The organism is Alistipes onderdonkii, from assembly GCF_025145285.1.
Taxonomy (GTDB): domain Bacteria; phylum Bacteroidota; class Bacteroidia; order Bacteroidales; family Rikenellaceae; genus Alistipes; species Alistipes onderdonkii.
This window is the reverse complement of sequence record NZ_CP102251.1, coordinates 2,739,313-2,758,733: the sequence shown is the minus strand read 5'-3', so window position 1 is coordinate 2,758,733 and position 19,421 is coordinate 2,739,313. Positions and strand designations below refer to the sequence as shown.

Genomic DNA, 19,421 nt, shown 5'->3' with positions numbered 1-19,421 from the left:
GCGGCTCGCACAGGCTTCGTTCCCGTCCCCAGGCGGGAACTCCGCCCCCGGGGCGGCAGCCGCACGTGAAAAACCCGAAAACCCGCACCGGCCGGCGGGGCGCCGCGGCCGGACACACCCGAGAACCATGACCGAATTCGGATTCATAGACCACATAAAAGAACTCTTCGCCGCCCTGCCCGACAACGGGTTCGAAGGGATCGGCGACGATTGCGCCGTACTCCCCGTCGGGGAGGGCGAATCGCTGGTCTTCACGACCGACATGCTCGCCGAAGGCGTCCATTTCCTGCGTTCCGCAACTTCGCCCCGCGAACTGGGGCGCAAATCCCTTGCCGTAAACCTGAGCGACGTCGCTTCGATGGGCGCCCGCCCGGTGGCCACCCTGCTGTCGCTGTCGCTCCCGGCCGACACGGCCGGTACATGGGCCGAAGAGTTCATGCTCGGCTACCGGGAACTCTCCGAAGCGTTCGGCGTCACGCTCGCCGGGGGCGACACGACCCGCTCGGCGGCAGGCATCACGATCAATGTCACGGCCATCGGCCGCATCGCCGACGCACACATCAAGCGCCGCAGCGGGGCACGCCCCGGCGACGCGATACTCGTCGCCGGAGAACTCGGACTTTCGGGCGCCGGACTGCATGACATCCTCGCCGGACGCTACGACACCCCCGCCGCCGCAGCCCACCGTAACCCGCAGCCCCAAGTGGCCGAAGGCATCTGGCTCGGCGCACGCTCCGAAGTACACGCCATGATGGATCTCTCGGACGGGCTGGCCTCGGATATCCGCCACATCATGGAGCGCTCGGGGGTAGGCGCCGCGATCGACATCGGCCGTATCCCCCTCGCCCAAGGGGCGGACGTCGAAACAGCCGCCTGCGGGGGCGAGGATTACAAGCTCCTGCTCACGGCCGACGCGGCGGCCGCCGACAGGCTCGCCGCCGATTTCCGCGCACGCTTCGGCACGCCGCTCCACCCCGTCGGCCGCATCACGGACAGCGGCAAATTGCAGTGGCTCGAAAACGACCGGCCCCGGGCCCTGGACTGGCACGGGTTCACGCATTACTGACCGGGCGCCGCCAACGGCCGCCTACCCGGATTTTCCGGACAGGCAGGGAAAGCCGCATCCCGGCAGGCCCGGCTGTAACACAAAAAAACGGCAGCCCGCCGGGTCGCCGTCAAGTCATACGGATCGGAAAATCACTCCTTGATGATGTACACATGCTCGTCGCTGCGCTGCATGTGATAGTTTTCGCGGGCATACTCCTCCAGATAGTCGTCGTAGCGCAGGCGCTCCAGCAGCGTGCTGTCCTGTTCGATCCTGGCCCGGTAAAACTCCCGCTCCCGGTTCAGGGCGTTGATCTGCCGCTTAATCTTCACCGCATGCAAAAGGTTCCGCCCCACCACGAACAACGTGACGACGACGATGACCGCCGTGGCGGCGATCCAGAACTTTTTGCCTACTTCGAAGCCCATCAGGGTATGTGCATGTATTTATGGGTCTGGATCGAGATATTCCATTTCGGATGCGCCTTCGCATACTCGACGATCGCGGGCATCATGCGCTCCGCAACGCTCCACTCGGGTTGCAGGTAGAGGATGCACCCGGCTCCCACCCGTGCGGCATTGCGCTCGGCCCATTCGAAATCGGCCTCGTCCCCGACGATCACCTTCAGTTCGTGCGCCTTCCCGAACGCCTCGTCCAGCGGCGGTTGCTGCCGCTTGGGCGACAGACACACCCAGTCGAAATACCCCGAGAAGGGATGCGTCCCCGACGTTTCGAGGAATATCTCCAGCCCCTTGCCGTGCAGTGTTTCGGTCAGCACCCCCAGCGGATAAAGCAGCGGTTCGCCGCCCGTGATGACGATCGCCTGCGCAGGACACGCCGTAGCACGGTCGATCACCGTCCGTACGTCGGTCGGGGGATAGAGCCTGGGGTTCCACGTGTATTTGGCGTCGCACCAGCGGCATCCCACGTCGCATCCGCCCAGGCGGATGAAATAGGCGGGTTTCCCGGCATGGAAGCCCTCGCCCTGGATCGTGTAGAAATCTTCGACCAGAGGCAGCTTGCGCCCGCCGTCGAGCAGTTCGCTATCGGTCTTGGAATCCATCTATTCGGTAACCACGTAAATATCCTTCAGGCTGCGTCCCAACTGGTCGTAGTCCAGGCCGTAGCCCACGATGAACTCGTTGCCGATCTCCATGGCGCGGTACTTGATCGGCAGTTGCTTGCGGTAGGAACCCGGTTTGAAAAAAAGCGTGCAGACTTCGATGCTCGCAGGGTTATGCGACTTCAGCTCGCCGATCATGTGCTCGATGCTCTCGCCCGTGTCGACGATATCTTCGACGATGATCACATGGCGGCCTTCGATGCTGTTATTCAGCCCGATCAGGTTCTTCACACATCCCGTCGAGCAAGTGCCTTCGTACGAAGCCAGCTTCACGAACGACAGCTCGTTGTTGAACTCGATTTTCTTGATCAGGTCGCTCATGAACATGAACGAGCCGTTCAGTACGCCCACGAACAACGGCGTCGGCTTGTCGCGGTAGTCCTCGTTGATGCGGCAGGCTACGGCGGCCACGGCCTCGTCGATCTTGGCAGCGGGGATCATGATCCTGAACTTTTTGTCGTGAAGTTTGATGATATCCTCCATTTCAGTTACGGTTATTTGTGCAAAAATAACTATTTGCCTGCAAGAAACGAACGATTCCGACAAAAATAATCCGAAATAATGCAAAACCCCGGAAGGCCGTCGCCCGTTTCCGGGCCGGCAGCAGGCCGGATCGACAACGCATAATTCCGGCAGGAGGCAAGAAAAAACCGTCCCATGCAGAGAGGACGGCCTTTCAATATTACACCTAATCGTACTTACGGGATATTGGGTGTATCCCAGACTTTGGTTTGCGTGCAGCTGATCCGAAGTGTTTCACTGCCGCAGCGCATCCTGAATTCCCCCTCCTCGAGCCTCCATCGGCCGTCATGCCCGACGAAAGCCAGGTCGCTGGCCGGAACAGCGAACGTCACCGTACGGGATTCGCCCGGTTCGAGCGCAACCTTCTCGAAATCACGCAGGCGGATTACATCCGGTGTAAGGCTGGCAACCAGGTCGCTCGAATAGAGCATCACGGCCTCCTTGCCGGCCACTTCACCGACATTGGCCACATCGACCGTGAAGGTCAACACATCGTCGGCACCGAACATGCGGCGGTCGACACGGAAATCGCTATATGCAAATTCCGTATAGCTCAGCCCATACCCGAACGGCCACTGCACATCCATCACAGCATCGTAATTGTATTCGCCCGCCATGGCGGCCATATTCTCGCAAGGCTTGTAATCGTAGGTCGCCAATGCGCCGACCATGCGCGGATAAGTGAACGGCAATCGGGCGCTGAAGTTTGCATCCCCCGCAAGCAGGTCAGCCAGGGCATCGCCGCCGTAATTGCCCGGCAGCAGGATGTCGACCACGGCCTGCGCAAGCGGCTCGATATCGCCTATAACGCGCGGGCGGCCTTCATTGAGGATCAACACAAGCGGCTTTCCGGTCGCCGCAAGGGCCCACACCAGTTCCTTCTGGTTCTGAGAAAGGTTCAGGTCATCCATGTTGCCCGGCGTTTCGCAGTAGGAATTTTCGCCTATACAGGCAATAATCACATCGGCTCCGGCTGCCGCCGACACGGCCTTGTCGATCCCTGTCACGCATTCTTCCTGCCAGTTGTCATAGCGGGACGGCGCATACTCCACACCGGGGACATAGTCCACATGGTCGAATTTATTGCATAAAGCCTCATAGATGGTATTGTAATCTCCGGCAAATTCATCGCAGCGGTCGCCCTGCCACGAATACGACCATCCTCCGTTGAGGCAGCGCATCGAATTGGCATTCGGCCCCGTGAGCAGAATCCGTGCAGACCGCTCCAGCGGCAGCAGGCCGTCCTCGTTCTTGAGCAGTATCTCCGACTCCACGGCAGCCTGCAATGCCACGGCGGCATATTCGTCGCTGGCGAATTCCGGGAAATCGCCGGTATCCCAAAACGGTTTTTCGAAAAGGCCAAGGCGGAATTTCAGGCGCAGCACACGGCTCACCGCATCGTCGATGCGCTCCATGGAGACCTGCCCCTCCTCGACAAGTTCCCTGAGATAAATACAGAAATCCCAACTCGACGGTACCATTGACATATCGATACCGGCATTGACCGCAATGCGCACGGCATCTTTACGGCTCGCAGCAATATGGTCGCGCTCGCAAAGGTTGTAAATATCATTCCAGTCCGTCACGATCAGACCATCCCAGTCGAGCTCCTCCTTGATCCATCCCGTGAGTAACTCCCGGTCGGCATGGAACGGCATACCGCCGTTGCTGGCCGAGTTGACCATCAGCGACAGCGCCCCGGCCCGAATGCACTCCATAAAAGGAGCAAAATACTTCTCCCTCAACACATTGCGAGTCACCGAAGAGGGTGTGCGATCCTTGCCCGACACGGGTACGCCATAGGCCATGAAATGCTTGATGCAGGCCGCGACATGGCGGTCGTCGACACGGTTAGGATCCTCCCCCTGAAATCCGAGCACCGACGCCACGGCCATCTGCGAATTGACGTAAGTGTCCTCGCCGTAACTCTCCCACATGCGCGGCCAGCGCGGATCGCGCCCCAAATCCATGACCGGGGCAAAAGTCCACGGGATCGCACATGCCCGGGTCTCATAAGCCGAAATTTCGGAGCACCTGCGCATGAGTCCGCGGTTGAACGACGCCCCCATATTGATGCCCTGCGGAAAGAGGGTCGCCCCCTGCGTATAGGATGCGCCATGTATCTGGTCAACCCCGTAGATACAGGGAATCCCCAGTTCGTCGAGCGAGCGTTGCTGGATGCGATTGATAAACCTGATCCACACCTCGCGGGGTTGTCCCACACCGAAGGGAATATTCAGGATCGACCCAACCTTATAGCGGCCGATCACCGTATCGAGCAGCGCCTCGCTCAACACCGGGTGCTGCGGGTCGCTCTGGTCGATCACCACCCCGGCCGTCAACTGGCACATCTGCCCGATCTTCTCTTCGAGGGTCATCTTTTGGAGCAGCTCCCCGATGCGGGTTTCTATCTTTTTATCGGGCGCTATGGCCGGGGGTATCCGGGTACATGCGGCCAATCCGCCCAGCAAGCCCAGAAACAAAATCGGAATTTTCTTCATTCTACCGACATTCATTTTTTAACATATTTCACTTTTATGCCGTTTCGCTCCCGCCCCAGTGCGGTTCCCGCACATCGGAAGCCGATCCAATCAGCGGTTCGTCGAAGCATATACCTCGGGAGTTTCCAGGTAGGCATAATAATTCTCCACATTATGGCACGCATCGACATAGAGCCCGGCAATGCTGCCGGCAGGTTTCCCTCCGACAAACAGGGCCGCCTTCACGGTCGTCCCGGCCTCCACGACGAACGGGCTGGAGTAGATGTCCGACCCGGCCGTCGGGTCGCTGCCGTCGAGCGTATAACGCACTTCGGCCGGATATTTTTCCGTATCCAGCGTAACCCGGGCCTTGCGGCCCTCCCTGACGATGCGTGCCGTGATCTCGACATCGTTGCTAAGCGTGAAGGCATTGACCCCACGGGCAAGCAAGCGGGGGATCTGGCTGTTGACACGACGGCGGAAGTCCGCCCACAGACGGCGCTCCCGGGGTGTCCATCCCAATTCGGCAATGGCGAGCAGGCGCGGAAACATCATGTATTCCAAATGCTCGGGAGTACCTATGAACTCGGCCCATGTGCACCCCTGCACCCCGATAATATGCGATGCAGCATTCGGGCGGATGTGCTCGACCGAATCCGGGGCCACATATTCGCCTTTGACAAGCGACTCGTTGGCCGCAGCCCTTTCGGGCGTATCCGGGACAGGTTCGAAGCTATACATTTTCTTGATGGGCGAGAATCCGCTCATCGCCCGCGGCTGCGTGTGCGGATTAGCCTGGTACCAGTCGAAATAGATGATTTCGCCCGGAGACATGACCGCGTCGTACCCGCGGTTGGCGGCTTCGATAGCCCCCCTCTGTCCGCGGTACGAAATCGCAACGGACGTAGGCCGCAGATTGTTCCGCAGTATCTCGTCCCACCCGACCATCACCCGGCCGTGTTCGGCAAGGAATTTTTCGGCATGCTCGATCAGGTAACACTGCACTTCGTCCAGGCCTCCCAGCTCCTTGGCGAGCAACTGGCATTTGGGGCAGGTTTTCCAGGCGACCTTGCGGGCCTCGTCGCCGCCGATGTGTATCCGCCGGGAAGGGAACAGCTCCATGACCTCGGTCAGCACACCGTCCATGAATTCGAAGGTTGCGGGATTGCCCACGCAGAATTCGCCGCTCGTATAGGGTTTTCCACTGCAACACAATTCCGGATAGCCGATGAAAACCTCGTCGGAGTGCGCCGGGAATTCGATCTCGGGAATCACCTCGATATAACGGGCCGCAGCATAAGCCACGATCTGGCGAATGTCATCCTTCGTATAATAACCGCCATAGGCCCCGGGCGTCCCCTCCGGAACGTAGCGCCTGTCGCCGAATTCCCACCACTTGAGCCAGTCGGCCTCCGCCCGGAAAGCCCCGAACCGGGTCAGCAAAGGGTACCTGTCGATCTGAATGCGCCAGCCGCCGTTGTCGGTCAGGTGCAGGTGGAAGACATTGAGCTTGTAACGTGCCATTTCATCGAGTATCTTGAAAACCTCTTCTTTGGCAAAGAAATGGCGCGAAACGTCGAGGTGGATACCCCGGTAACCGAAACGCGGATTATCGGTAATCTTCACACACGGGATACCTTTTGCCGTGAGCAGCTGCAGCAGCGTCTGCCGGGCATAGAACAACCCGGCAGAGTCGACCGCGGTAATCCGAATGCCGTCGCTGCGGACTTCGAGCCCATACCCCTCGCGTGAAAGGTTCGGCGAAGAGGTATCGAGTTCACAAACGACCCTGCCGTCGGCGACACCCCGGACGAAAGACACGCTGTCGGTCTGGAAATAGCCGCCGGTAAAGGTCATCTCCGCGGGCAGGGGAACAAGGTCTGCACCCGGCTGCGGATCGTGGCATGCCACCGCAAAAAGCAGGCTCGCGACAACGGAAATCTCTGAAATGAATCTCATATACGTACGAAATAGAAATTATACTCCCTGCCGGGGAGCCCGGTTGTCCGGGCTCCGCCTAAAAGGGTTGGAATGAATAAAATGGATCAATTAATTATTTGAACGATATCCAGGTGTGTTCCCAGGGTTCGCTCGAAGTATCCTCCAGGACGATCTCCTTACCGAAGGAGGTAATCTTGCGCGAATTATAGATCAGGTTGTCGAAATCTATGCTTGTATAGGTGTTGTTGACGTTTATCCGGGAAGGCTGGCACCCGAGCCCGTCGAGGATCGTCACGTTGCGGAAGACCACATTCTTCATCTCGCAGGACTCGCCCTTGTTGACTTGGCTGGTATAGATCGGGGTGCCCGAAGAATGGATATTATCCACTACGCAGTCTTCGAAGAGCACGTTGTCGATCAGCGCCGGCCCTCCGGCTTCCGAAAAATCGCCCAGTTCCTGCATAATGGCGAGCGCCTGTCCGCGGGCAGCCTCCAGCACGGTACAGTTGCGGATCTCGATATTGCGGATATCGCCCGATGCCCACCATACGTTGCCGCACTCGGGGCCCACGACGATGCCGCGGGCATAGTCGCCCCAGATGATGCAGTTGGTGATCCTGATGTCGTGGACATTGCCATAGGGATCGGCATTGGAACGCACCTTGAGCGTGATGCAATCGTCGTAAGCACGCAACATGCAATCGTTGATCGTGGCCCCGGTGACCGTACACAGGTCGATACCGTCGCCGTTGAGATCCCAGTGGATCATATTGATGTTTTCAATGGCCACGTTATCGGTATTCATGACGCGCAGGCACCAGCTCGGGGCATCGATCATCGTAACGCCTTCGATCCGGAAGTCCGTATAGCCGCCCTCGTGTTTGTTCCCCTGCACGTCGATCATCACATCGGCGTTGGAAAACTCCTCGCCCCAATGGCGCATCTTCTCGCCGGAGATGACGCCCCGGCCTGCAATCGTCACGCCGTTGCCCCTGACCTGTATGTTCTGCGGATAGAGCACCGCCCCTTCGTCGACATAGAGCGTTTGCCCCTCGGTCAGGACGATAATGCCTTCCGTATGCTCACCGGGGCCATAGTAGCTCACATTGCCGCCCGACACCGCAGGCTTCCGTGTATCGGGACGGCTCGGCATGAGGAACAGGTTGTGGTAGCGGTCGCCGTCGAACTCGACCGACACCTTGCGTTTCTCATACGCCGGAAGCGTGAATTCGACCGTATTGCTGCTGGCGCTCTCCTTGGTCGTAATCCCGTACGCCGACGGACGTACGGCCACACGCGAAAATCCGCTGCGTTTTTCGACCTTCACACGCACGGCATCCGCAAAATCGTGGGTAAAGAGCGCATAACACATCGTATCGCGCAGTTTCTTGGAGTTGTCCCAGTCGTTCCATATTTCCTCGTGATGGTTCGGGGAATCGGAACAAAGGGCATTGCGCACCTCGACGGTCTGCCAGCGGCGATCCTTGAGCACGTATACGTTGTAATAGGGATTCGCGTCCCTGAACTTGTCGTCGCCCGGCAGCACCGGGAAGAATTCGCCCTTCGTCAATTCACCGCCCTGTTCACCGTAGGCCGCAACGCGGTAAGCCACATCGTACGTGAACTCCTCTTCCAGTTTCGAGAAGTCTATCTCCAGGTCGATCGTCTGCCCTGCAGCGACACCCTCCCGCAGCATCATGTAACCATCTGCTTCCGAATTGGGGAACCTGACCTTGAACCCCAATTTCCAGGCCGCTGTCTGCCGGGCCATCGGGAAGATGTTGAACTCCGCCCCCGCGCGGCCTACCTCGACCTGTTTTTCCAGCGCCTCACCGAAAGGTTCGGTCTTTCCCGAAGCGATGTAAAGCGCATCGGTCATACGCGGAAGGGAGAGTACGACGGATCGCAGCGTATCGGGGGCATTTACCAGTACCACCTTCACGGACGAGGTAAGCGGTTTGAGCGTAAAACCCTTGCTTATCTGCTGCCGCGTCGCGCATTGCATCCAGATCGCAGGGATTTCGGCGTCGATATCCTCCACACGCAGGATATACTCGGTCGAGTGCGCCCCGGTGGAGGTGTTCGTAAACGAGAGGTTGTCCTGCGAGGCGAATGCGAGCGCCGTCGCCCGGTTGCCGGATGTTTCGATCCCCCGCAGGGCAGCCTGGCTGGGAGCCATTTCCACCTCCGTACAGCGGTTGTCGTCGAAGCAGAAGATAGCCTGCGGCCAGGAGGCGATCCCGTCAGGAGTATACCCGTCCTGAGTGTTGTAATCGGGATTGAAGGCAAACGTATCGTCCTCGGCGCAGGATGCCGAACAGAAGATCGCCGCAAACGCGAATGTCGCCCAAATCTTGTTTTTCATCGTATCGTATTTTTATCGGTTTGACTATTTCCAACCGTCGTTTTGGACGAGGTTGTGATTTTTGAAAAGCTCGGCATCCGCAATCGGATAGAAATTCATCCTGTCCTCCCAGCCGCGCTGCTGGATCACCGACCGCATATAGCTGAACGAGCCATCGTTCTGCGGAGTAATCGTAAGCCCATAAACCTTCGTCGTTTCGGCACCGATCTTCCAGCGGCGGATGTCCCAGAAACGATGCCCCTCGAAGGCCAGTTCCACACGACGCTCGTTGCGCAGACGCTTCACGAAGGCCGCATAATCCGTTTCCGTAATCCCCGGCATATTGTACCGGGCACGGACTGCGTTGAGCGCCTCGCGTGGTGAGAGCGTATACTCCACCTCCCCCTTCATGCCCGTAAAATCGGGGTTCTGCGTAGCGGCAGCCAATGTCTCGGCATAGTTCAGCAACACCTCGGCATAACGGAAGAAGGGAAAGATGTGCTGATAACTCATCTCGCTGCCCGTCACGAAACTCGTCGCCTCGACAATGTGTTTGCGCAGGTAGTACGAAGTCGGTGTAGCACCGTCGAGCGGCCGGCCATTACGGCCGCCGACATACGACTGGACGGGCTGTCCCTTGAACGTCGCCCCGTTGTATATCAGCGTCCTGGCAAAGCGCGGATCGCGTGCCGACGCAACGAACATCCGCGACCGCATCGACTCGTCGTTCCAGTCGAACGGTTCGCCCGTCGCCATATCGAATGCCTCGGCGAGGTTCTGCGACGGGCAGACGCCCGAATTCCCGCCTTCGAAGCCTACCGGGAAATTGGCCGCCTCGAAATCGCTGCTCACCGGGCACCACTTGCCGAAGATCAGCCCCTGCGCATCGGCATTGTTCGTGGTTTCCTCGCTGACAAGCTTGTAAATACCGGCATCTATGAGCTCCTTGGCCGCGGCCGCGGCTTCCAGGTAACGGCCTGCATCACCGCCGGGGTTGTTGAGCGGACTGGCGGCATATAGCAGCATACGCGCCTTGAGCGCCATCGCCATGCCCTTTGTCACACGGGCGACTTCACCCTTTTCCGTCCCCAGATAGGTCTTGGGCAACGACGGGATTACGGCATCGCATTCCGAGACGATCCATCCGGCGGCATCGTCGTATGAGACCGGAACGAGCGTATTGACCTCCTGCATCGTGAACGAACGGTCACCGATCACGATCCGGTTATAGCGCCGGAGCAATTCGAAATGGAAATAGGCACGCAGGGCCCTCACTTCGAACGGATAGTTCTTGAGCTCCGCCAGATTCGTCTTGTAATTGTCCTGATACTGTGCCTCGGGGAAATCATCCGGGCAGTTGTCGAGGAAATAGTTGGCCGCGGCAATAGCCGAATAGAGCGAAGCCCAGCGGTCGTCGATCAGGTTCGTTCCGTTCCAGCTCCCGTCGTAAAAACGTTTGATACCGCCCGTAGACCAGGCGTATACCGCATCGTCGGTCGCAGCGTCGATCATCGTACCTTCGACATCCAGCAACCCTTCCTGCACATACGAGTAGACGTTCGTCGCACTCTGCTTCACGCGGTCGAAGGTCGAGAATTGATATTTCGTCGTCTGGTACACCGACTCGTCGAGTTCCAGGAAATCGCTGCACGCAGCCATCAGAAGCGTGCATCCGGCGAATAAGATCAGGTATTTTTTCATCGTTGTGGCGTATTTAGAATATGACGTTCAGGCCGATCTGGTAGCTGCGTGACGAGGGATACCCCGTGCTGACGTATTCCGGATCGAGAATACCGACATGGTCGACCGAGAAAAGGTTCAGACCGCGGAAATAGAAGCTGCATTCGCGCATACGCAGCTTGCGGGCAATCTTCGACGGCAATTTGTAGTAAGCCTGCAATGTACGCAACTTCAGGAAATTGCCGTTTTCCGTCCATAGTGAACTTTGCGTGTAGTTATTCCCGTTTGCCAATGTGGTCAGGCGCGGATAGCGGCCTTCGGTATTGAAGCGTGACCAGCGGTGCTCCATATAGTACTCCGAAACGTTGCGGTCGTTGCCGTACAGCGGCTGGTAGATGCTCGACAGCGTCGTCTCCAGCGTCGAATGGGCGACACCCTGGAAATAGGCGCTGACACCGAAGCCCCTGTATTTCAGCTCGACGCTGAAGCCGTAATAAATCTCGGGTACCGCGGCATAGAGCTGGTAGGTGCGATCGTAGTCGTCGATCCTGCCGTCCCAGTTCAGGTCGCGGTATTTCACGTCGCCCGGGCGTACCGTATTCTGGTACGAGGAGACCGGAAGCCCCTCCCGGAGCGAACCGTCGGCATTGAAATCGCCGTCCTGGTACATCCCATCGGCCACCAATCCGTAGAACGTCCCTACCGGCTGCCCTGTAATACGCATATAGTCAAAAGGTTTGTATTCCTCTTCCTTGTTGAGTATCTTATTGCGGGCATAGGCGATATTCCCCCGCACGGCATATCCGAAGTCGCCTGTGCGGCGGCGCCATCCCACCGCCAATTCCCCGCCATAGTTGCGCACCTTACCGGTAAAGACGTCGGGCACGCCGACTCCCAGCACGCTGGAAACGGTACCCGCGGCCGACGTCCGGATGTTATGACGCATGTTGCGGAAGAAATCCACCTCAACGCTCAAGCTTCCCAGCAGGCTGAGTTCCAACCCGACATTGGTTTTATAGTCGCGTTCGGGTTCGATCCCCGCAGACGGCAACGCCCCTTGCGCGAGGCTGTTCGACGAAGTGATCCCGGCAAAAATATAACTGTTGCCCGGGCCGTTGAACTGCTTGTCCATGTCATACGACAATCGCGCGTCCATACCCACAATGCCGAACGACGCGCGCAGTTTCAGCAGGTCGACGACACGGCTGTCACGCAGGAACGCCTCGTTCGAGATGATCCATGCGCCCGACACGGCAGGATAGAAGCGGTACTTGTCCCCGTAGGGCATACGGCTGCTCCCGCCGTAAGTAGCGACGGCATTGACCACGTAGCGGTCGTCGTAATTGTAGCCGGCGCTGGCGATATAGTCACGGTACATGTACGTATTGTTGGCTCCGCGGTAACGGGATTTGTTCTCGCTGAAAATCAGACGCCCCGTCACCGTATGTTTTCCGAAAGAACGGTCGTAGAGCACCTTGGCCCACACCGACGCCCGCATGACCGAATAGGAAAGGAAGCTGTCGAATGCCAGTTCGGTATCGTTCCCCTGCGGAACGAATGCCAGGGAAGCGGCATTGCCGTCCGCATCGAAGACCGTCGAGGTATTCGAATAGGCGTATTTGCGTGAGTGCGCATCGGTAATCTCCGCGGAATTGTCATAGGCGACACGCACCTGTACCGAAAGTCCCGGGGTAAGTGCCGACAAGTCCTGATCGATCGTCAGGTCGGCGAACAGCGTACGTTGCAGCAGCGTGTTGTACCCGCCCGCGGCCTTGTCGGCCAGGGGATTGGCGAACAGCTGGCTGCGGGCCCAGCCCCCGCCGGGAACCCGGATCGGGAACGCCGCCGACGGCGTGTCGTACATATCATCGAGCGCGACGCCCGCATTGGGCAGTTGGTATTGCATCAGCCGCCCCATCAGGTTCATCCGTGCGGTCGTGGTTTTCGTGATCGCGGCCTCGAGGTTCGAACGCAGCTTGAGGGAGTACATCTCGATCTGGGTCGAATAGCCATCGTTCAGGTCGGTATTATCCAGCATCCCGCGGTTGGAGTTATAGTTGGCCAGCACGAAATAGCGCATACGGCCGCCGCTCCCGTCGAACGAGAGGTTCAGGTCGTGGTTGAAACCCGCATTGCGGAGTACAGCCTTCCGCCAGTCGACATTGGGCAGTACATCGGTGCGCTCCCCCCGCACCATCGAACGGATGTCGCGCTGCGTATAGCGGGGTGCAAGCCCGTCGTTTTCCAACGCCTCGTTGACAGCCGTCGCATAGGTTGCGGCATCGGCCATATCGGGAACCCGGAACGGGGTCTGCACGCTGAAATTGTAGTCGATGCGGGTACGCAGGCCGTGGTCGCCGCCGCGCCGGGTCGTGACGGCGACGATACCGTCGGCGCCCCGGTTACCGTAGAGTGCCAGCGATGCGGCGTCCTTCAGCACGGTGATGCGCTCCACTTCCTCCCGATCCAGGCAGGCCGCATCGCGTTCGATGCCGTCGACCAGTACGACCACACTGTTCCCGCCGAACGAACCAACGCCGCGCACATTCAGGTCGGGCGCCGAGTCCCATGGCAGGTTCTCGCCCTGGCGCACGCCGAGTCCCGGAATCAGGCCGTAAAGGTTGCTCATCAGGTCGGTACGGCCGCCCGCTTCGATTTCACGTGCCGCAGCGCCGGCGAGCGATGCCGACGCGGAGCCTTTGCGGACGCGCTCGTCATAGCCCACATCGAACAGCACGTCATCGTCCGTCAGGCGGATATGCATCTCGCCACCGCTGACGGCTACCGTGCGGCTCATGCGGTTCAGAAGGGTCAGCGTCATGCGGTCACCCTCCCCGGCATCGACCTCGGCCATGCCGTCGGCGCCCGTAACCGCCACGGGGGTTCGCCCGCGGCCGAGCGTCACGGCAACCTCGCCGAGCGGCTTGTCCCATGCATCGGTCACATACACCTTGACGCGCTGCGCCTGTGCCAGCGGACAAACGGCAGCCAGGAACAGCAGTATGATTGATATCTTTTTCATTGTATGCTCTCTGTTTGTTTAACCATGTATGTCTACCATCCGGCATTCTGAGTCAGGCCGTACCCCTTGTTGACTTCGTTCGAAGGAAAGGCGCTCAGATACCACTTCGGATCAAAGCTGTTCTTCCAGGCGCGGTCGGTTTCGGGAATCGGCTCAGAGAAATTGAACCGGAAATTCGAGGAATCCGTTCCGTCCAGGATCGTCACCCTGATCCCGTAAAGCGTCTGCCGGAAAATATCGGCACGTTTCCAGCGCACGATGTCGAACCAACGGATCTCCTCGAAGGCGAATTCCCGGGCCCGCTCGTCGAGTATCTCCTCGCGCAGCTCGGCATCCCCGGCAAGCGCACATTCGGGATAGGACGGCAGCACCTTGCCGCGGTGCAGGCGGTGCAGCAATTCGTCGGTCATGGAGGGCAGCCCCACGCGGTTGCGGGTTTTGTCGAGCCACTTGCAGGCCTCGTCCTTGCGTCCCGTCTCATTCAATGCCTCGGCATAGGCCAGGTAAACCTCGGCCAGGCGCATATAGGAGTAGTTCATCGGTTTGTCGTAGAACGTCGCACGGTTATAGTCCCAGAGGTATTTACGGTTGCAGAAACCCGTTGCGGCCCGATCCTTGGCATAGTTCACCAAATCCTCGCTGCCACCGCCTTCCCACATCTGGGCCACACGGTCGCGGAACGGGCCGCCGGGCACCATCACCGACTGGTAGAGGCGCGGATCCCGGTTCGAGAAAGGATTGTCCGTCACCGTTCCGGTCGAATTGTGCGTCCGGATCCATTCGGCATAAGGCGCCGGTTCCCCGTTCGAGAAAGGGAATTTATCGACATAGTTAAGCGTCACGCAGCCACCGCCGTACCCCTGGGCGTTCGCTCCGTTGAAATCGGTCGAAATGCCGAAGTAATAGGCATGGTAAGTATCGCCGTAGGTACGCTTCGACCGCCCGGTGGCAATCAGTATTTCGCCGTTGTAACGGTCTGCATAGCACGCACCGAATGCCTTTCCGTAACCTTCGGCTGTCTTTTCGGTCGCTTCGACGAGTTTATAGGGATTGCCGTTGTTGGCATTCTCCGTGATGAACTCTTCGCAAGCCGTAACCACGCGGTTCCAGCGCTGGGCATCGTAATTGCCATACCACGCCACTTTCCGGACACTCTCCTCGGCGATCTTGCCGATATTGCCCAGTACCGGTTGTTGCGGCTCGGCATAAGGCTGATTCGCATTGAACAAGGGGCTGGCCGCATAGAGCAGCACACGAATCTTGAGCGCCAGCGCCGAAGCCTTCGTAAAACGCCCGTCATCGGCCGGGTCGACCGTCCATGGGAGCTCCCGGGCAGCCTGTTCGCACAGCGCGACGATGTATTCGACCGTCTCTTCGAAAGTCCGGCGCGAATAGTCTATATCGGCCTCCTTACCCGCCTCGACGGCTGTCTTGAGCAAGGGAACCCCACCGAAGTGGCGCAGCAATTCGTGGTACTGGCACGCAATGACCATTCGGGCCTCGCCCTTGCGCCGAATCTTTTCCGCCTCGCTCATGTCGGGCACACGGTCAACATGCTCGATGTAGAGGAACGCCTTGCGGATACCCGTCCACGTCACGTCCTGCTCGGGGTTGAACCCCATCTTCGTACCGCTCGACTCATTCTCGGTCTCGGCGTCGTATGCGCCCCCGTAATACATGCTGTAAACGCCGCCCCACGAACAATGCGTGTTGATGATATCGGTCAGGGCATCGAGGTTGTCCCATGCCAGTTTGTTACCGGCATTCTGGTGTTCGTACGACCCGCCGTTCACGCTGGGATTGTGCATCGTGAGCCCGCAGCGCAACGTGGCATAGGCCGAATTGAGGGCCCGGTCGGCATAGAGCTTCGACGAGAAGATCGTGTCGACGGTCACATCGCCGCCGGGCGCTTTCTCCAGGAACCCGTCCCCGAATTTCAGGTCGCTGCAATTGGTCAGTCCCGACACGAAACCGCCCAGGATCAGAATGGATATTATCGTCTTTTTCATAGTGGAGTGTCGATTAGAATGTGATGTTTACACCGAAGTTGAAAATGCGCACGTTCGGGTAGGAATCGATATTCGAACCGCTCGTCGCTCCCTCGGGGTCGATATCGATGTCGTTGAGCTCCGAGAAAAGCGTCAACAGGTTGTACCCGCTGAAATAAACCTTCAGCGACTTGACGCCGACCTTCCGGAATGCCGGAATATCCCTGAACGTATAACCTATTTCGGCAACCTTCAGCCGCAGGTACGAGCCGTCCATCAGCCACAGGTCGGAATCCTCCAGGTAGTGCGACTTGTTGAGGAAGGTCAGCCGTGGAAAACGCGCATCGGGGTTCTCGGGCGTCCAACGCCCGTCGGCCAGGAATTTGAGCAGCGCACGGCCGTTTGTACTGCCGAAAGCATTACGGTATTCGCCGCTGAGCATACGCGAGGCATGCAGGCCGGCCGTCCACTGCATCGAAATTTCGAAATTCTTGTACCGGAATCCGCCCAGCAGGCCGAGCACATAGTCCGGACGCTGACTGTAACCGAAGTAGGTCTTGTCGTTGCCGTCGATCTTGCCATCTCCGTTGAGGTCTTTAAAGAGCGCGTCGCCTGGGCGGGGTGATCCCAGCGACATGACGGGTAGCAGCGGCTTCCCCTCCCCGTCGGTTTTCAGGGCTCCGTCGGCATCGAAGTCGTCGGCTCGCAGGAAACGATCGAACCTGTACCCGTAGTTCAGTCCCGTGCTGCGTCCGGTCTGAGCCATCCAGGGATAGTTGGGCATGACTTCGTCCATAAAAATAATCTTGTTCTTCGAGTAGGAGACGTTGCCCTGTACCCACCAGTCGATCTTCTCGGCACGCGAATTCCAGCCCAGTGAGATTTCATAGCCCCGGTTATCGACCTCGCCCAGATTGATCAGCGGCAGCTCGATGGCGACGATCGACGGCAGCGTATTGCGGGTCGAAAGAATGTCGTAGCGGTGTTCGAAAAAGTAGTCGGCCGTCAGGCTGAGGCGCGCACCGAACATTTTGAGGTCGATGCCATAGTTCTGCTTGCGTACTTTTTCCCACGTCACCTCGGAGTTGCCGACCGTATTTTCGACCGCATCGGGCAGCATCGTCATACTTCCGCCCATACCGAACTGGTAGCTGCCGTAGCCGTTCTGCCATACGGCATGGTTGCCCGTCCACGAGCCGTCGAGGTAGAGGAAACGGGCACCGCTGTACTTGTCGTTCCCGACCAGTCCGAACGAGGCCCTCAACTTCAGGAAGTCGACGGTTTGCTGGTTCTTCATGAAATTCTCCTCGGAGACGATCCAGCCCACAGAACCTGCCGGGAAGAACCCGTAGCGCTTCTTCGGGGCGAAATTCTCGGAGCCGTTGTAACCGGCGTTGAAATCGACCAGATAGCGGTTCTTGTAAGCATAGGTCAAACGCCCCACATAACCCACATAGGCGGTTGGGATGTCGGTATACTGACCCGGGTAGTAGGTCTTCGACTGGTTGTAAAGCAGCAGTGCCGACACCGCGTGGTCACCGAACGTACGCTGGTAGCCGAGGCTCGCCTCTATATACCAGTTGCGTGATTTGCCCGACCCGTCCTCACCATAGGTCATCGGCTCGCGCATACCCGTCACGCCGTCGGTCTGGTAGACGATCGTATTGTCGAACCTCGGGTCTGAGACATCCATTCCGGGTTGGGTGATCGTCCCCAGATAAATCGGCGTATAGGAACTGTTCGTACCGGTCGGGGCGCGTTTGGTCGCCAGGTAGTAAGAGGTATTGTATGCTCCTTTCACATTGAGGGTCAATCCCTTGGTAATCACATCGAGGTTCTGGGAAAGCGCAAGGTCGAGGTTCAGTTCATTCTGGGTCGTTTTGCGGTAACCCCAGTTGTAGTAGCAGTCCAGCCCGCTCGTGAGTTCCGTAAGCGGGATGTAGTTGTTCTTGTAATTGTAGATGTACTTCCCGTCGACGAAACCCGGACTTGCGAACGGCGTACACCACATGATATTCTGCCAGAGCGAATAGGTCAGCGGTTCGCGTTTGTCGCTCACGCGCCCGCCGATATTGACTTTCAACTGAGTCGTATTCGTAATGTCTACGTCGATGTTCGAGCGGTAGTTAAAGCGCTGATAATTGTAATTCGGGTCATAACTCTCGTCGAAACGCTTCATCATGCCGTCCTGATCCAGGTAACCCAACGACACGAAATAGCGGATGCGGTCGCCGCCGCCCGACAGGGTCGCATTATGTTGTGTCTGCCAGGCGACGTTCTTGAAGATGTATTTGCTCCAGTCCACATCCGGGAACATGATCGGATCGGCCTTCGTGCGGAACATTTCCGTTACGAACGGCGAAAAGGTGAGCTGGTCATCCTTAATGCCGGGATTGTCGGAGCGCTGGGCCTCGGAATAGAGCGTAGCGTAAGTATAACTGTCGACACCGGTCAGGTGTCGCAGCGACTGAGTCAGTCCGAAGGTCGAGTTCCATGAAATCTGTGGCTTGCCCTTCGTACCGCGCCGCGTCGTGACCAGAATGACACCATTGGCGCCGCGAACCCCGAATACGGCCGTCGACGATGCATCCTTGAGGACGGTCACACTCTCGATCTCGTGCGAGTCCATCTGGAAAAACGAACGCTCGACACCGTCCACCAGGATAAGCGGCTTCGACGCCTCGTTCGAAAGCGATCCCGTACCGCGGACATAAATGTCGGGGTCTTCGGCACCGGGCTGTCCGGAAATCTGTACCGACGAAATGCCTGTCACGGCCCCCGCAAGGGCACTGCCGGCACTGCCGCTCGGTGACTTGAGCAGGTCTTTGGTATTGATCGAGGCGATGGCGCCCGTCACCGACACCTTTTTCTGTTGCCCGTAGGCGATGACCTGCACCTCCTCCAGCGCCTGCGCCTCTTCCTTCAGGCGGATTTCATTGTCCGCCGCAGCCACGAGCACCGACTCCCTGGGCTGGTAGCCAATATAGGAAACCGACACGAGCGGTTGATAGCGGACGGGAATCGTGATCCGGAATTCACCCTCGGAGTTGGTCGTCATACCGATTTGCGGGGCGTCCTTGACAACAATGGCGACACCGGCGAGCGGTACGGAACTTCTTTCGTCGACCACACGGCCCTTATACGTTACCGACCGGCTGCCGCCCTGGATGGCCTGCAAGCCCGCCGCATCCGGCTCTCCCGCGCCGGCGGCAAGTGCAAACGCCGGGAACATCAGGCAGACGGCGATCAGATATATGGTTTGCTTCATGATTTGCG

The 19,421-nt window shown here is 58.6% G+C and carries 11 protein-coding genes; 1 reads left to right on the top strand and 10 read right to left on the bottom strand.

The window, feature by feature from the left end:
• Positions 1-127 precede the first annotated feature (127 nt).
• Positions 128-1,066, top strand: a complete 939-nt coding sequence (thiL, locus tag NQ559_RS11095; protein ID WP_018695015.1) for a thiamine-phosphate kinase — start codon at positions 128-130, stop codon at positions 1,064-1,066.
• A gap of 131 nt (positions 1,067-1,197) precedes the next feature.
• Here thiL and NQ559_RS11090 read toward each other — a convergent pair whose 3' ends face one another.
• The 10 genes from NQ559_RS11090 to NQ559_RS11045 form a co-directional block, all read right to left on the bottom strand.
• Positions 1,198-1,473: an FtsB family cell division protein gene (locus NQ559_RS11090; RefSeq protein WP_018695014.1), complete on the bottom strand. Its 276-nt coding sequence runs from the start codon at positions 1,471-1,473 to the stop codon at positions 1,198-1,200.
• Positions 1,473-2,108, bottom strand: coding sequence for a 7-carboxy-7-deazaguanine synthase QueE (locus NQ559_RS11085; RefSeq protein WP_018695013.1), 636 nt, complete (start codon positions 2,106-2,108; stop codon positions 1,473-1,475). Before NQ559_RS11085 ends, NQ559_RS11090 begins: the two co-directional genes overlap by 1 nt.
• On the bottom strand, positions 2,109-2,651 hold the full coding sequence (hpt, locus tag NQ559_RS11080; RefSeq protein WP_018695012.1) for a hypoxanthine phosphoribosyltransferase: 543 nt from the start codon (positions 2,649-2,651) through the stop codon (positions 2,109-2,111).
• 215 nt (positions 2,652-2,866) lie between these two features.
• Positions 2,867-5,191, bottom strand: coding sequence for a glycoside hydrolase family 3 N-terminal domain-containing protein (locus tag NQ559_RS11075; protein WP_018695011.1), 2,325 nt, complete (start codon positions 5,189-5,191; stop codon positions 2,867-2,869).
• 90 nt (positions 5,192-5,281) lie between these two features.
• On the bottom strand, positions 5,282-7,129 hold the full coding sequence (locus tag NQ559_RS11070; protein WP_018695010.1) for a beta-N-acetylhexosaminidase: 1,848 nt from the start codon (positions 7,127-7,129) through the stop codon (positions 5,282-5,284).
• Between the two features lie 94 nt (positions 7,130-7,223).
• Positions 7,224-9,476: a glycosyl hydrolase family 28 protein gene (locus NQ559_RS11065; protein WP_018695009.1), complete on the bottom strand. Its 2,253-nt coding sequence runs from the start codon at positions 9,474-9,476 to the stop codon at positions 7,224-7,226.
• Positions 9,477-9,500: 24 nt separating this feature from the next.
• The gene (locus NQ559_RS11060; RefSeq protein ID WP_018695008.1) at positions 9,501-11,156 is read right to left on the bottom strand and encodes a RagB/SusD family nutrient uptake outer membrane protein; all 1,656 of its coding nucleotides are present in this window, start codon (positions 11,154-11,156) and stop codon (positions 9,501-9,503) included.
• Between the two features lie 13 nt (positions 11,157-11,169).
• Positions 11,170-14,157, bottom strand: a complete 2,988-nt coding sequence (locus NQ559_RS11055; RefSeq protein WP_018695007.1) for a SusC/RagA family TonB-linked outer membrane protein — start codon at positions 14,155-14,157, stop codon at positions 11,170-11,172.
• Positions 14,158-14,189: 32 nt separating this feature from the next.
• Positions 14,190-16,166: a RagB/SusD family nutrient uptake outer membrane protein gene (locus NQ559_RS11050; protein WP_018695006.1), complete on the bottom strand. Its 1,977-nt coding sequence runs from the start codon at positions 16,164-16,166 to the stop codon at positions 14,190-14,192.
• Between the two features lie 13 nt (positions 16,167-16,179).
• Positions 16,180-19,413, bottom strand: coding sequence for a SusC/RagA family TonB-linked outer membrane protein (locus NQ559_RS11045; RefSeq protein ID WP_018695005.1), 3,234 nt, complete (start codon positions 19,411-19,413; stop codon positions 16,180-16,182).
• Positions 19,414-19,421: the final 8 nt, after the last annotated feature.

Bases quoted from the DNA above. Each gene is read 5' to 3' on its own strand.
- NQ559_RS11065 (WP_018695009.1), bottom strand. From the start codon at position 9,476: ATGAAAAACAAGATTTGGGCGACATTCGCGTTTGCGGCGATCTTCTGT.
- NQ559_RS11075 (WP_018695011.1), bottom strand. From the start codon at position 5,191: ATGAAGAAAATTCCGATTTTGTTTCTGGGCTTGCTGGGCGGATTGGCC.
- hpt (WP_018695012.1), bottom strand. From the start codon at position 2,651: ATGGAGGATATCATCAAACTTCACGACAAAAAGTTCAGGATCATGATC.
- NQ559_RS11090 (WP_018695014.1), bottom strand. From the start codon at position 1,473: ATGGGCTTCGAAGTAGGCAAAAAGTTCTGGATCGCCGCCACGGCGGTC.
- NQ559_RS11055 (WP_018695007.1), bottom strand. From the start codon at position 14,157: ATGAAAAAGATATCAATCATACTGCTGTTCCTGGCTGCCGTTTGTCCG.
- NQ559_RS11060 (WP_018695008.1), bottom strand. From the start codon at position 11,156: ATGAAAAAATACCTGATCTTATTCGCCGGATGCACGCTTCTGATGGCT.
- NQ559_RS11050 (WP_018695006.1), bottom strand. From the start codon at position 16,166: ATGAAAAAGACGATAATATCCATTCTGATCCTGGGCGGTTTCGTGTCG.
- NQ559_RS11070 (WP_018695010.1), bottom strand. From the start codon at position 7,129: ATGAGATTCATTTCAGAGATTTCCGTTGTCGCGAGCCTGCTTTTTGCG.
- NQ559_RS11085 (WP_018695013.1), bottom strand. From the start codon at position 2,108: ATGGATTCCAAGACCGATAGCGAACTGCTCGACGGCGGGCGCAAGCTG.
- NQ559_RS11045 (WP_018695005.1), bottom strand. From the start codon at position 19,413: ATGAAGCAAACCATATATCTGATCGCCGTCTGCCTGATGTTCCCGGCG.
- thiL (WP_018695015.1), top strand. From the start codon at position 128: ATGACCGAATTCGGATTCATAGACCACATAAAAGAACTCTTCGCCGCC.